This window comes from Flavobacterium sp. GSA192 (genome assembly GCF_006386525.1).
GTDB lineage: Bacteria > Bacteroidota > Bacteroidia > Flavobacteriales > Flavobacteriaceae > Flavobacterium > Flavobacterium commune.
In genome coordinates this window covers 235,277-250,478 of sequence record NZ_VAHC01000001.1, presented here as the reverse complement: position 1 = coordinate 250,478, position 15,202 = coordinate 235,277, and the positions used below count along the sequence as shown (strand labels likewise).

Annotated in this window: 10 protein-coding genes and 1 tRNA gene; all 11 read right to left on the bottom strand. The window is 34.0% G+C overall.

Features of this window, described 5'->3' with window-relative positions; genetic code table 11:
- Window positions 1-7 precede the first annotated feature (7 nt).
- Entirely contained in the window at window positions 8-3,160 is a 3,153-nt protein-coding gene (locus FDM27_RS01180) for a SusC/RagA family TonB-linked outer membrane protein (protein WP_140484875.1), read from the bottom strand.
- Between the two features lie 12 nt (window positions 3,161-3,172).
- Complete coding sequence (locus FDM27_RS01175) at window positions 3,173-4,774, bottom strand: glycoside hydrolase family 32 protein (RefSeq protein ID WP_140484874.1); 1,602 nt, start codon at window positions 4,772-4,774, stop codon at window positions 3,173-3,175.
- Between the two features lie 3 nt (window positions 4,775-4,777).
- The gene (locus FDM27_RS01170; RefSeq protein ID WP_140484873.1) at window positions 4,778-6,097 is read right to left on the bottom strand and encodes a sugar porter family MFS transporter; all 1,320 of its coding nucleotides are present in this window, start codon (window positions 6,095-6,097) and stop codon (window positions 4,778-4,780) included.
- 507 nt (window positions 6,098-6,604) lie between these two features.
- On the bottom strand, window positions 6,605-9,322 hold the full coding sequence (locus tag FDM27_RS01165; RefSeq protein WP_140484872.1) for a substrate-binding domain-containing protein: 2,718 nt from the start codon (window positions 9,320-9,322) through the stop codon (window positions 6,605-6,607).
- Between the two features lie 344 nt (window positions 9,323-9,666).
- A complete protein-coding gene (locus tag FDM27_RS01160; RefSeq protein WP_181161615.1) occupies window positions 9,667-9,885 on the bottom strand; it encodes a zinc-dependent peptidase in 219 nt (72 codons plus the stop codon).
- A gap of 13 nt (window positions 9,886-9,898) precedes the next feature.
- Window positions 9,899-10,486 carry a zinc-dependent peptidase gene (locus tag FDM27_RS01155; RefSeq protein ID WP_255510466.1) on the bottom strand — a complete coding sequence of 196 codons (588 nt, stop codon included), beginning with the start codon at window positions 10,484-10,486 and terminating at the stop codon, window positions 9,899-9,901.
- Between the two features lie 226 nt (window positions 10,487-10,712).
- Window positions 10,713-10,961, bottom strand: a complete 249-nt coding sequence (locus FDM27_RS01150) for a GIY-YIG nuclease family protein (RefSeq protein ID WP_140484869.1) — start codon at window positions 10,959-10,961, stop codon at window positions 10,713-10,715.
- 106 nt (window positions 10,962-11,067) lie between these two features.
- Window positions 11,068-11,141 (bottom strand) — tRNA-Arg (locus tag FDM27_RS01145).
- Between the two features lie 23 nt (window positions 11,142-11,164).
- Window positions 11,165-11,614 (bottom strand): GatB/YqeY domain-containing protein, encoded by a 450-nt coding sequence (locus FDM27_RS01140; RefSeq protein ID WP_071184942.1) that lies wholly within the window; start codon window positions 11,612-11,614, stop codon window positions 11,165-11,167.
- Window positions 11,615-11,790: 176 nt separating this feature from the next.
- Window positions 11,791-13,755, bottom strand: a complete 1,965-nt coding sequence (ftsZ, locus tag FDM27_RS01135; protein ID WP_140484868.1) for a cell division protein FtsZ — start codon at window positions 13,753-13,755, stop codon at window positions 11,791-11,793.
- A 55-nt stretch (window positions 13,756-13,810) separates the two neighbouring features.
- Window positions 13,811-15,196 (bottom strand): cell division protein FtsA, encoded by a 1,386-nt coding sequence (ftsA, locus tag FDM27_RS01130; RefSeq protein ID WP_071184940.1) that lies wholly within the window; start codon window positions 15,194-15,196, stop codon window positions 13,811-13,813.
- Window positions 15,197-15,202: the final 6 nt, after the last annotated feature.

The window sequence follows — 15,202 nt, the reverse complement described above, 5'->3', positions numbered from 1 at the left end:
GAATTAATTAAAAGTTTAAGTTTACACCTAATGAGAATGTTGTAGGTACTGGTATTGAATTTATATTAGTACGTTCCGGATCAGAACCGATATATCCTTTTGGAGTAAACCAAAATAAGTTCTCTCCCTGAGCATATATTCTACAACGAGTAATAAAACCGGTTTTTTCAGTTATACTCTCCGGCAATGAATATCCAATTTGGATGTTTCTAACTTTGAAATAAGAATTGTTTCTTAATAAATAATCGGACATATTAGCGTAATCCGTATTATTTGTTGTTAGTGAAGGTATCGTACTACTAGTATTGGTTGGAGACCAGGCGTTCAAAGTTCCAGGTCCTGCATTTTCTCTACCCTGAACAAAATTATTCCAATAAATATAAGGATCAACTCCTTTTCTTCCGGTAACTCCGGAACCAAAAACAGACATATCGATATTTTTATAAGCCAAACTAATATTAATACCGTATTCTAATTTAGGTTGAGTGGAACCGATAAAAGTTCTGTCATCAGAATTAATAACTCCGTCATTGTTAATATCTACAAATTTAACTCCTCCTAATCTTGCAGCTACTTGTGTAGCATGAGAATCGATATCAGCCTGTGATTGAAATAATCCATCGGTTTTGTATCCAAAAATTTCAAACTGAGAATGACCAACGATAGAGTTAGCTGCTGTTCCAGGATAAGCTGTTCTTACTTCTTCAGGTAAAGCGGTTATTTTGTTTCTGGTAGCACCAAAGTTAGTGGTAACATTAAAATTCAATCCATTCTCTAATGTATCTGAGTATCCTAGAACCAATTCCCAACCTTTGTTAGAAGTAGAAGCTCCATTCACAAAACGCTGTTGTCCTTCTCCTAAAACCGAAGCAACTGGTGGTTTAATTAAAATCCCATCCGTTTTTCTGGAAAAATAATCAAAGGAACCTGATAGCTTGTTATCCAGAAAAGCAAAATCCACCCCTAAGTTAAGCTCTTTAGTCGATTCCCATTTCAATCCTGAATTAGCCGCTTGGATAGAAACAAAACCAGATGGTAAATTTCCTGTATTCACTCCACCCAAATCATAAGCAGTACCTACATTGTAATAAATATTGAAAAAATCAGGTATAAAAACATTTTGATTAACTCCATATCTGGCTTCAAACAAACCTAAACTGGCAAAATCTCCAATGGATTGATTTCCTACTTCACCATAACCGGCACGAAGTTTTAATGACGAAAGTGCTTTAACATTTTTCAGAAAATCTTCATTACTGATTTTCCAACCTACTGTAGCAGCCGGGAAAACTCCGTATCTGTTGTCTTCACCAAATCGGGAAGAGCCATCTCGTCTGATAGTAAAAGTAGCCAAATATTTATCAGAAAAGGCATAGTTAACTTTCCCAAACTGAGAAAGCAATCGGCTTCCTGTTGTCAGTCCGTTTGAAGTTCTTGCTCCTGAAGCAGCTGATAATACAAAATAAGATTCTGATTCTACAGCAAAATTCTCTCCACGGGATAATAAACTATGAAAATCTGTTTTAACTGATTCCATCCCTACCAGAACACCAATTTTATGATCGGAAAGCTTTACATTATAATTCAAAGTATTCGAAATAGTTAAACTCGAATATTTATTGGTATCATGAGTTAAGCTATTATTATCTCTGTTAACCGAACCATTACTAACCCTTGGTTCAATATCTTTTCTGTTGAAATCATTAAAATCCATACCAATACTATTTCTGTAGGTAAGGTTTTTCATTAAATCTATTTCTGTAAAAACATTTCCGTACAACGAAATTCTTCTGGTATTATCCCATCTGTTTAAATATTGCATCAACAAAGGGTTATTTCTATCAGAATAACCGGAACCCAGAGGCCCACCGAATCCACCGGAATTAGTATAAACCGGAATTGTTGGTGCTAATGAAATAGCCAAGGCAGGAACCGGAGAATTCCCAACGTCATTAGCTGCTAATCTTTCATTAGATTGGGTAAACTGTGAATTAATACCAAATCGTACCTTGTCGTTAAACAACTTGAAATTAGCATTCAATCTTGCGGTATATCTTTCGAAATTAGTATATTTCAACATTCCTGTATTATCCAAATAGCCTAAATTCAACATGGCATTGGATTTATCAGTACCTCCTGATACGGACAAATCATTATTGATAACAAATCCTGTTTTATACACTACATCCTGCCAATCTGTATTTCCTGCCGGCATATTAGTATCCCCACCTACATAAGGCTGAACGGAAACACTATTCAATACCGGATTATTCAGGTCATTATTCCAGTCAAAATTATAGATTGCTCCGTAAGCATCTGTCGGATTAGCCCCATCATTAACCGATGCCTGCCATAAAACCTTTCCTCTATCTACTGAATTCAGCATTTTATACCTTTGTTTTTTCTCTGACATAGCAGAAATACTGGTACTATAAGAAACATTCATTCTTTCTCCTTTAAAAGCATTTTTGGTTGTTACAACAATAACACCATTAGCCGCTCTGGAACCATAAATAGACGAAGCAGAAGCATCTTTCAATACCTGAACCGATTCTATTGCACTTGGATTTAAACTGGCAAAAACCTCTGGTCTTACTGTAGGCACACCATCAATTACATACAATGGATCGGTATTACCCAGGGTACTTACCCCTCTGATCAAAATCTTACTACTTGCACCACTTGGATCTCCCGATTTTTCAATAGACAAACCGGCAACCCTACCTTGTAAAGCCTGCATGGCGTTACCAGAACTCATACTTTGTCCTTCGATGGGTTTCATCTCAACAACAACTACAGCTCCTGTCACATCGACTTTTCGTTCTTTAGAATATCCCGTTACCACAACCTCTGTTAATTGCTGCGATTCTGATTTTAAAATAACATTAATTGTTTCCTGACCGTTTACTTCTAGCGTTTGATTTGTAAATCCCACATAACTAAAAGTCAAAGTTGCTTTTGGATCTACATTTCTAAGTTCATATTTACCGTCCATATCAGTAATAGTCCCCTTATTAGACCCTGATACTACAACAGATACCCCCGGGAGCGACATACCGTCTTCAGAAGAGGTTACAACTCCTTTTATTCCGATGTTTTGGGCCGAAAGTGAAAAAAATGACCCCATTAGAATTAAATAAAAAATGATTTTTCGTTTCATAGTTTAGATAGTTTAGTTAAAATTTAATTGGTTAATAGTTAAGTTTTCGATGGTGAAATCGAATTTTTCTTTCGTTACAGAAAATGTTTCCATTGGTTTTTCCGGAAAAAATATTTCGGTCATTACTGTTTTGCCGTTATCGTAAAACACTTCGATTGAAGTTTTATCGACTATTACTCTTACGTCTATTTTATCAAAATCTTCAGTAAAAGGGGCTTTCGAAATTTGTTTTGCAAAAGCATCCGAGAAAGACAAATCCCCAGATTTTTTTCGGTCGATAAAAAAGTATTTGTCCTTTTTATTAATACCAAAACTGATATTGTTATCAGAACTGTTACACAGTGAAAAAGTATAGATGTCTTTTTTAAGATTTCTTAAGGTAAATTGAATGTCTAGTCTTGTTAAGTCAATTGATGATTTATCAATTAAAACCGTTTTTTTATCGGTAATTTTAAACGCTTTTTTCTTGATTGTATTGGCTACATAATTTTGTAATTCTCTTACCGGAACTGAAGAAAGCCTGTAATGATTATTTTCCTTAATCAATTTTAATTCTCTGGCTACAGTCATGCTGCTTCTCCATTTTTGAGTTGGAACTTTTTGGGCGTAATCCCAATTGGACATCCACCCCATAAACAATTTTCTGCCATCAGTCTCTGAAATATTAGACCAGGTTACACCTGCATAATTATCTCTTCCGTAATCAATCCATAGCCCTTTTTGCCCATTTATATCTTTAGAAAAAGATTCATCCAGCTTAAATGTCTTACCATCAAAATCACCTACAAAATATTGCGTAGCCGAACCGCCGTTAGGTCCTCCCGGATTGATACTCAACAAAAGCACCCATTTATATTCGTCCGAACCTTCTACCATCATCGGAAAAAAATCAGGACATTCCCAAACACCGCCGTGTGCTCCGATATTTTTTCCAAAATCAGAAAGCATTGTCCAGTCTTTTAGGTTTTTAGAACTGTAAAAAATAGTTTTATCACCTGCGGCTAAAACCATTAACCATTGTTTGTGAATGTTATCCCAGGTCATCTTTGGATCTCTGAAATCTTTAATCGAAGGAAATTCTACTACCGGATTTTTTTCATATTTTTTCCAAGTCAATCCTTCGTCTAATGAATAGGCTATCCCTTGTGACTGAATTCCCGGCTCTTTCGTTTTTTCTTTTGTTGGATCATGATAGGTGAACATGGCTACGATAGGAGGATTTTTCAAACTCCCAAATCCGGAAGTGTTTTGTAAATCCACCACAGCACTTCCTGAAAAGATATATCCTTTTTCATCCGGGTAAATGGCAATTGGTTTTTCTGTCCAGGTGACCATATCAGTACTTATTGCATGTCCCCAGTGCATAGGTCCCCAAACAGTTGAATCCGGATAGTGTTGATAGTAAAGATGATAGTAGCCGTTGTAATAAAACATGCCGTTAGGATCATTCATCCAGGCTTTTTTAGGCGTGAAATGAAAATTAGGTCGGTACAATTCTTCTTCCGTATATGCTTTTTTATCTGATACTGAAGACTCTTTACAATTAAACAAAGTCAGTAAACCTATGGTACACAACAATAATTTAGCGTGTTTTTTAATAGCAATTTTAGTCATGATCTATTCTTTTATTAATTTTTTACTTAATTCTTCTAAAGAAATTCCTTTAGTTTCCGGCATTAAAAAAGCCACAAACAAAAGTTGAAAAACCATCATTACGGCAAAGAATAAAAACACCACACCCGCTCCGATTGAAGAAAACAAAAATGGTATTAGTGATGGAATTATTGCTGCCAAAACCCAATGCGTAGTACTCCCAAAAGCTTGTCCTGAAGCTCTAAGGTGATTTGGAAAAATCTCTGAAATAAAAACCCAGATAACAGCACCCTGACCAATGGCATGAGCTGCAATAAACAAGAACAGAAAAATCGGAACTGCCATTCCCTGCCATTTTAAAAAGAAAGCGATGGCTACAAGACTCAGCGAAATAATATAACCTACTGAGCCTATGTACATCAGTACTTTTCTACCCAACTTATCAATTAATGAAACCCCTAATAAAGTAAAAACTAAATTGACAACACCGATACCAATACTGCTAAGTAACGCAGTACTCTCTCCCAAACCAGCCTCCTGAAAAATTCGGGGAGAATAATACAGAAAAGCGTTAATCCCTGATAACTGATTAAATAAGGCTATTAAAAAAGCCAGGATTAGTGGAGTACGGTATTTTTTTAAAAAAATGTTGTCATTGGTATTAGCGGCATTGCTATTATCCAGCTCAATCTCTTTTTTCATTTGCTCATAATCGGCTTCCTGCCCCATTAAAGCCAAAATCTTTTTAGCTTCTTCATTTCTGGATTTAGACAACAGCCATCTTGGACTCTTAGGAATACCAAAAACGAACAGCGTATAAATAAAGGAAGGAAAGGCTTGTACTCCCATCATCCATCTCCATGAATTCTCTCCTGTATTTCTCAACAAATAATTAGACAGAAAAGCCATCAAAATCCCTAAAACAATATTAAACTGATAGAAAGCAACTAATTTCCCTCGGTCTTTTGCCGGTGCTATCTCAGAAATATAAGCCGGAGCAGCAATTGTAGATGCTCCTACACCCAAACCTCCAATAAATCTAAAAGCCGCAAAAACATAAGGATCATTTGCTAAAGCGGATCCAATGGCCGAAAAGAAAAATAAAATACCTATCCATAATAAAGTATTCTTTCTTCCTATTTTATTAGTAGGTATTCCCCCAAAAATGGCTCCGAAAACAGTACCCCATAAAGCCATTCCCATAACTACAGTTCCATGAAAAGCATCAGATGAATTCCAAAGCTCTTGCAATTTTTTATCAGCTCCCGAAATGACTACTGTGTCAAAACCAAACAGGAATCCTGCAAGCGAAGCAATAACAGACCAAACGACTATTTTTTTCATTATCAAAAATTATTAAATTGAATTGCTAAGGTATATGTAAAAAAAAGCTAGATATTTTGAATATGTATCAATTACATACAATCTCACCAAAACCCCAATACCACACCCTCAAAACACTTGATTTCAGTGAATTAAAACTAAAATCAAACTAAAAACTATTTCGTTATAGTTACAATCATGTTACAGGAAATACAACTATGTTACTTCCAGTTTTAGAAAATGATACCCCGTTTACGTATTTTCAACCTTGATTAATCGCTTTTTATACTTTTTTAAGAAAATGGCAGATTTATTTATGAAAATTTTAAGTGGACTTGATTTTCAAAACAACTAATCAATCAACCGGATTTATTTTTGAATTGGGTAAAAATGAAAATTTAGCAGTCCAGTTTTCAAAACAGTTAATAACAAAAAAAAGCCTGTCAAAATACTCTTGACAGGCTTGATTGTAACGCTAAAAAATAAACACGTTCTTTTAAAAGGTGCCTATCATAAATGAGTTTTGAATTATTTAATCTTATACTCTTTTGGCGAGATGCCAAATTTATTTTTGAATGAGGTTGAAAAGTAATTCGGTGTAGAAAAACCTACCGCATAAGCAATCTCTGAAATTGTTAGATCTGATTTTTTCAAAAATTCTTTAGACTTTTCTAATCTTATATTATTGATATGATCACTGATGCTAATTCCCAATATTGCTTTGACTTTACGATACAATTGCACACGGGAAATAGCCAGGTTTTTAGCTAAATCTTCCACGGTATAAGCCGAATTATCTAAGTTTTTCTCAATCAGTTCGTTAAGCTTTTTAAGAAAATCCTGTTCGCTAACTCCAAAAGTCCCTTCTTCGATATTAATTATATTATTGGTATAATAATACCTTAATTTCTCTCTGTTAAAAAGCAAGGCTTTGATGGACTGCGCCAATACTTTTAAATTAAATGGTTTGGTCAGGAAAACATCTGCACCACTATCTAAAGCCTGTAAATAAGAATCCTGATCGTCCGAAGAGGTTAATATAATCGTCGGGATATGAGAAGTTCTCAAATCTTTTTTGAGTTTTTCACAAATTTGAAATCCATTCAGCTCCGGCAAATTCAAATCGCAAATAATAATATCAGGAATTAACTCTAAAGCATATTCCACAGCATTAGTTCCATCTGAAGTAAAAAAAGTATATTCGGTTGAAAACTTATTCGATACAAAATCCAAAAGATCTTTATTATCCTCTATATAAAGAATCGAATACCTATCCTCATTATGCTGAGGTTCTTTCTTTTGAATAACTTCAGAATCCAAATAATCGGATTGATGTACATAATCTAATGCAGCTTCTTTAACTATCGATTTTTCATCTAAATGCTCTTTTCCAAGTGGTAATGTAATGATAAATTCTGCTCCGTTTTTTGAAACAACATCAATACTTCCTTTGTGCAAATCAATAAAACTCTTTGATAAATGCAGTCCAATTCCCGAACTGTTTCTATAATTATTAGACCCCTGATAAAAAGCGTTAAATACCTGATCAATTTCTTTTTCTGGTATGCCAATTCCCGAATCCTTAAAGTGAATATGAACAACATTATTCTCCCTATCTTCTTTTATCGAAATACTGATTTTACCGTTTTCAGGTGTAAATTTAAAGGCGTTTGACAACAGATTAAAATAGACTTTATCCATTAAATTTCTATCGATATAAACCTCTAAATTTTCATTGTTAGTAGTCAATGAAAATTCAATATTCTTTTTCTTTGCTTCGCGGTCAAAATCACTTACAATACCTTTTGAAAAATCCAATAAATTGGTTTGCGATGCTCTCAAAGTAAATTTTTGATCCTCGGTTTTTCTATAATCCAATAACTGATTGATTAAACGCAGTAATCTTCTGGAATTGTTATACATCAAATTAATTTCTTTATTGATAGCAATTCCTTTATTCTTAAATTCACTTTCCAGGGATTCAACCGAACTCAAAATCAGCGTTAAAGGTGTTTTGAATTCGTGTGACAAGCCCGTAAAAAAGTTCAATCTCGCCTCATTACTTTGTTTTAATTCATTAGAAAACTTTTTAATTTCATTTCTTTGGTGTTTGATTTTTTTATTGGTTTCCTCTAATTCCTGTTTCTTTCGACTAATCATAATTCTCGAGTAAATACTATAAATAGCCAGACCTAAGACTATTACCAATAAAAAAGTCAACAATTTTAAAAGATTATTCTGGCTTACATATTTTTTCTCCTGATTTTTGATAACCTTTTGCTGCTGCTCAATATCCGATTGCTGAATTGTTATCCGATCAAACTGATTACTTATAATATTTGCATTAAGAGAATCTATCAAAATGGTATTTAGCTTATTGTTTTTAGGAACAATTTCTTTATTGGCTATTTTCAAAGCCAACTTTATTGCTTCGGCAGCTCCTGTAGGATATAAAACCGTGGCTTCTAAAATCCCTTCCTGAACCAACTGAAGTCCACCATTAGGCCCATTAAGACCATCTACTCCTATAATTTTTATACTTTTCTCTAAGCCTCTTTTTTTAAGAACCCTCCAGGTCTGATAGGCAATTTCGTCATTGTAAGCATAGATATAATTAATATTGGGAAAATTATTCAGTATTTTTAAAAAATCATCTAAGACTAATTCATCTCTTTTAGCCTCCATGGTAACCACTTTGACACCCGGATATTTATCTAAAATTTGCCTGAAACCTAAATTTCTCTCATAACCGGGCGAGGTAGATGAATTTCCTTTTATCTCAACAACATTAGCATTCCCTTTAGACAAGGAAACAATATGCTTAGCTGCAATTCTTCCTACCTCAATATTATCTGCACCTATATGAGCCGTGTAATTTGAAGTATTTACTTTTCTATCCACAACAATTACAGGAATTCCTTTAAGAACCGCCTTTTCTATTACAGGAACAATCGAATCCGATTCAAAGGGAGAAACAATTATAATGTCTTTTTTATCCTGAATCATCTTTTCAATGTCCTGGATTTGCTTTTTTACTTTACGGTTAGCATTAAAAATAGTCAGTTTAACTCTCGGGTGCAGAGAAGCTTCTACCGTCATTTCATGATTCATCGACATTCTCCAAATATCCTGATTAATACATTGCGAAAATCCTATCGAAACCGGATCTACTTCGGTGGATGACTTACATGAATTAAAAAAAATGATAACACCAAAAATTATTATGAAAGAGTATTTTCTTAGCATAAATTATATAAATTAAATAACAACTGTGAATTATATTCTCAATATACTTTGGTTAGCATATTGCTTAAAATTTTATTTCAAAATAGATTAAAACTTCTTTTTGATTCAGAAAAAATATCGAATAGAAAATGGGAAAGTGAAGAAATAATTTATTTTATATGATAGTAAATAACATTCTAATTTTAAGATTTTCTTTAGAAAAACTGTAAACAAATATATAAAAACACATCTATATAAGCTTGTAATAGAGCTAAAAGAATCCTATTATTTCTATAATTTTAGCTCTAAGTATTAGTTAATCGATTACTCAAAATAAATAACTTACAAAAAAATCAGCAACAACTCTAAAAAGAATCTTCAACTAAATACTCTTTAAAATTAAGCATATTGTTAACAATGACAAACAACTCCGGATGTTCCTTTCTAAATTGCTTCGGAGTTTCAAAAAAATGCTCCAAAATTACTGCTAGAAATTCGAATTGATTTTGATAAGCATACAATCTGAAATAGCCTTTAGAACGCAATTCGGCATTTAATTCCGCATCAGTGTAATACCTTGTCACTTTATTAAATTCATCAAAAAAAAACGGCTGCGCTGGAATCATTACTTTTCATACAATGAAAATGCAAGGCATGAGCAAATTCATGAAGACCTAAATTAATATTATCATTGGTAGTCTGATGACCTAAAATATAATCTTCCCAGGAAAAAACAATCGACTTCATTCTGGGATTGAACTCGCCTTTATGGTAAGCATCGTTTGAAGACGAATAATAACTTGAAGGATAAATAATAATTCTCGTAAATAAAGTAATTAGGTATTTCCGCAGACCAAAAGTCAGCATCACATAAGTTCCCGCTATGAGTATTTGCATCGTTTCGGTAATCACTATATCCTTACCTATAAACTCATATTTACGCACAAACTCTTTAACACGATGCTCAAAATAGCGCTTCTTTTTTGGAGTAAGCCGATTATAAAAAAGGAAATTCGTTTTTAAAATTTCTTTTTGCTCATTATTCAGCTTTTTAGAAAAAGGGTAAATATGTAAAAACAAAGGTTTCTTAAAGAAGAAAACATAAATAGGTTCAATAATTCGAAACACGATCAAGAGAAGAGCTAATATCCCAAAAACAAAAATGATAAAAAATTGAAATACCATAGTTAGCTCCATCAAAAAGATTTTAAATTCAATACAATTTAAAACAAAAAGCTTCAAAAACAACCAAATTAACCTGATTATTTTTGAAGCTATAAAAAGTGACCGCGGCAGGGTTCCCTGCCCGACCGGCAGGCGGGGAACCTGCAACCCTCAGAGCCGAAATCTGACATTCACTGCCTATAGGCAGACAGGTATTCAGTTGACTAACAAAACTAAATCCAACTGGTCATTTATTTTGTAATTTCTCTTTCAAAAAAGCCCTTCCACTTCCTGTCTTAAAATATTTTTCACGCTCTAATACTTCTTCTCTTGTTTCATAAACCTCAAAATAAACTAATCTCCAAGGTTTATATCCTTTTGTAGATTTTGTTTTTCCTAAATTATGTTCTTTTATACGTTTATCAATATCAGATGTCTGACCTTTATATAACCTCCCATCAATTTCACTTTCCAAAACATATACATAATATTTCATAGTTTACTGAAAATTGATTTTTACTATAGATTGACTTTTTCTATTTTAAAACAAAAAGCTTCAAAAACAACCAAATTAACCTGATTATTTTTGAAGCTATAAAAAGTGACCGCGGCAGGGTTCGAACCTGCAACCCTCAGAGCCGAAATCTGATATTCTATCCAGTTGAACTACGCAGCCAAATTTATTTTAGATTTATGATTTTAGACTAATAATTTTTTTACTATAGTAGAAATCGTTTTGCCTTCGGCAGTTCCTCCTAATTGAGCAGAAGCTAATCCCATTACTTTACCCATAGATGCAATTCCAGATGCTCCAGTTTCAGCAATAATTTTAGCAATTACAGCCTCAATTTCAGCTTCACTCAATTGAGCCGGTAAAAACTTTTCGATTACAGCTACCTGAGCTAATTCAGGTTCAGCCAAATCAGCACGATTTTGTTCAGTAAAAATTCTTGCGCTTTCTTTACGGGTTTTCACCAAACGTTGCAATAATTTAATTTCTTCTTCTTCTGAAATTTCTTCTTTAGAACCAGAAGCCGTTTGAGCTAAAAGCAATTCTGATTTTATTGCTCTTAATGATTCTAAAGCTACTGTATCTTTAGCTTTCATGGCGGTTTTCATCTCATCCATGATTTTTACTGATAAACTCATTTGTCTATTTTATTAATAAGCAATACTGCTAGTTTGATATTTAATTGAAATCGAATTTGATAAGATAAAACAGCTTTAAGAAGCATTCTCTTTGACTCAAACTCCGTGCGAAGGTAAAAAAAATAACCCGAAAATTAAATGCAATTTTCGGGTTATTATCTATGAAATTAAGTTCACTAATCTACATTATCATGCAAATAAGAATTATTAGAACGCAATTGTAAATCGTTATTACTATCTGTTCCAACAGAGATTCTTGAGTTAGCATTATTCATTTGATTATTCGAAATATCGATACCTAATCTTTTGTAAGCTGGTTCTTTTTCGTACTCATCAATCTTAGAAACGTTATTATGAAACTTATAATTAAATTCTTTTAATTTCTTTCTTCTTTCGTCAGCTCTTAAACGTAAAGTTTCTTCAATTGTCATTTCGATAGGAGAAATATCTTCTGCATTAGAAAAATCTTCCGGAGCTAATTCTACTTTTTTCATTGTAATATTCAACTCCTCAGGAATTACTTCTTCCACCACTTTTGCAACTGGTTTAGCTAATTCGTTCTCAGCATCCATGTACTCTTCCAAAGAATATTTGATAACCCCGTTATCAGACAATTCTGTTACAGGTACAAATTGAACCGCTTGGTTTACTTTGATTTCTTTAGTTTCATTTGTCAATTCGAATAAGATTTTTTCTTCTTTTTCCTGAACTGGCTCGGCTTTAAAAAGAGGCAAATCAAATGAAATAGAAGTTTGTTCTTGCTTTTCGATTGCTTTTGGTTGTTCAACAATTGGCTGAACTGCTTGTCTTACTTCTTCTACTTTTGGTGCAGAAAATGTAAACTCTTCTTCTTTTATAGGAGAAACAATTTCGAAAGTAACATCTATATTTTTAATAAATTCAGATATCGCCATCAATTCTTCGTTTCCCTCAACCGGAACAACAGGAGCTGGAGCAACAACAGCAACTACTTCTTCTTCCTCTTCGTCAACTAAATCGAAAACTACACGCTCTTCAGCTGTATTAATTACCGGTTTATCAATACTTAAATCAAAACTAGCAACAGGAGTACTACTTAAATTGTGAACAATTTTTTGCTCATCCTCTAAACTGTGAATGATTTTTTTAGGCTCAGTATTTACAATTCCGTTTTGTTGTTCAATATCAAATCCAGTAGCAATGATCGTTACAGCAACTGCATCACCTAATGATTCATCTTCACCAACTCCCATAATGATATTAGCATTATAACCCGCTTCACTTTGAATGTGGTCATTGATTTCACCAATTTCATCTAAGGTAATTTCATTAGATCCAGAAACGATGAGCAACAATACGTTTTTGGCTCCTGTAATTTTGTTATCATTTAATAATGGAGAATCTAAAGCAGCAATAATAGCTTCTTTAGCTCTGTTTTCACCTGAAGCAACAGACGAACCCATGATAGCCGTTCCACTATTAGCTAATACGGTTTTAGCATCACGTAAATCGATATTTTGAGTATAGTGATGTGTAATTACTTCGGCAATTCCTCTTGAGGCTGTTGCCAAAACTTCATCGGCTTTTGAGAATCCTGCTTTGAAACCAAGATTTCCATATACTTCTCTTAATTTGTTATTATTGATAACAATTAAAGAATCAACTTGTTTACGTAATTTTTCAATTCCAATAAGCGCTTGTTCCTGACGCACCTTTCCTTCAAAAGTAAACGGCAAGGTTACAATACCCACGGTAAGAATCTCTCTTTCTTTAGCCAGTTGAGCAATTACAGGCGCAGCACCAGTTCCGGTACCTCCACCCATTCCGGCTGTGATAAAAACCATCTTAGTTCCGCGGTCCAACATCTTTTCGATATCGGCAATACTTTCTATAGCCGATTGTTGTCCTACGTCTGGATTAGCTCCGGCACCAAGACCTTCAGTCAGATTCACACCCAATTGAATTTTATTAGGAACACCACTATTTTGCAGTGCTTGTGAATCAGTGTTACACACAATGAAATCAACTCCTTTGATTCCTTGCTTGAACATGTGATTGATAGCGTTACTTCCGCCTCCACCTACACCTATTACTTTGATTACATTTGATTGATTTTTTGGTAAATCAAATGAAATACTTCCAAATTCTGAGTTGCTCGTCATAATATTTGGTTTTTGATATTTATATATTTTTTGTGCTTTATTCTCTTCTATCTTACTACTCTGCGTTATCTAAAAAGTCTTTAATCTTATCAACATAACGATCAAAGAAAGATCGCTTAATCTTTTCTCCTGTTGACTCTTCATTTTTAGAATAAACCGGTACTTGCGTTTGTACCTCTTCTACTTCCGGTTCAAATCGCTCTACCGTTTCCACAACCGGCTCACGATAATAAACAGTTCTTTGAGGAACTACTTCTTCTTTTCTTATCGCACTCTGCGTATTATTACAAATACTATTCATTACTAATCCAACTGCAGTTGCATACAATGGACTAGAAAACTCTTCGTCTGAATTACCTGCTAAATGCTCATTAGGATATCCAATTCTGGTATCCATCCCTGTAATGTATTCTACTAATTGTTTGATGTGTTTCAATTGAGCACCACCACCAGTAAGTACAATTCCAGCAATTAGTTTTTTTCTTGGATCTTCGTGGCCATAAGCTTTTACTTCTGTAAAAACCTGCTCAATGATTTCCACCACACGGGCGTGAATAATCTTGGACAAGTTTTTCAACGAAATCTCTTTAGGCTCTCTTCCTCTTAATCCCGGAATAGAGACAATCTCATTGTCTTTATTTTCTCCTGGCCAAGCCGAACCAAATTTAACTTTCAACAATTCAGCCTGTTTTTCTATAATAGAACAGCCTTCTTTGATATCATCAGTAATTACATTTCCTCCAAAAGGAATTACTGCGGTATGACGAATAATTCCATCTTTAAAAATGGCCAAATCAGTTGTTCCTCCACCGATGTCAATTAAGGCAACTCCAGCTTCTTTTTCTTCTTGGCTCAAAACCGCATCAGATGAAGCTAATGGCTCTAAAGTCAACCCTGACAATTCGATACCAGAACTTTGAATACAACGCCCTACGTTACGTATAGACGAAGCCTGACCTACTACAACATGGAAACTGGATTCTAGCCTCCCGCCATACATCCCAATTGGTTCTTTTATTTCAGATTGTCCATCTATTTTAAATTCCTGAGGTAAAACGTGAATAATTTCTTCCCCTGGCAACATGGCCAATTTATTAACCTGATCAATTAGTAATTGAATGTCATTTCCACCAATTACTTCTTCCGGATTACTTCTGCTGATGTAATCGGTATGCTGAATACTACGGATGTGTTGTCCTGCAATCCCTACAACAACATCTTTAATTTTATAACCTGAATTTGTTTCCGCATCATTTATTGCTTGCTGAATAGATTGAATGGTTTGTGTAATATTATTAACCACTCCTCTAGCCACACCTAGACTTTTGGATTTTCCAACTCCCAAAATTTCTAACTTACCATACTCATTTTTCTTGCCTATCATGGCAACGATTTTGGTTGTCCCTATATCTAGACCTACTGCAATATTCTCTTTTTCCATTTTCTA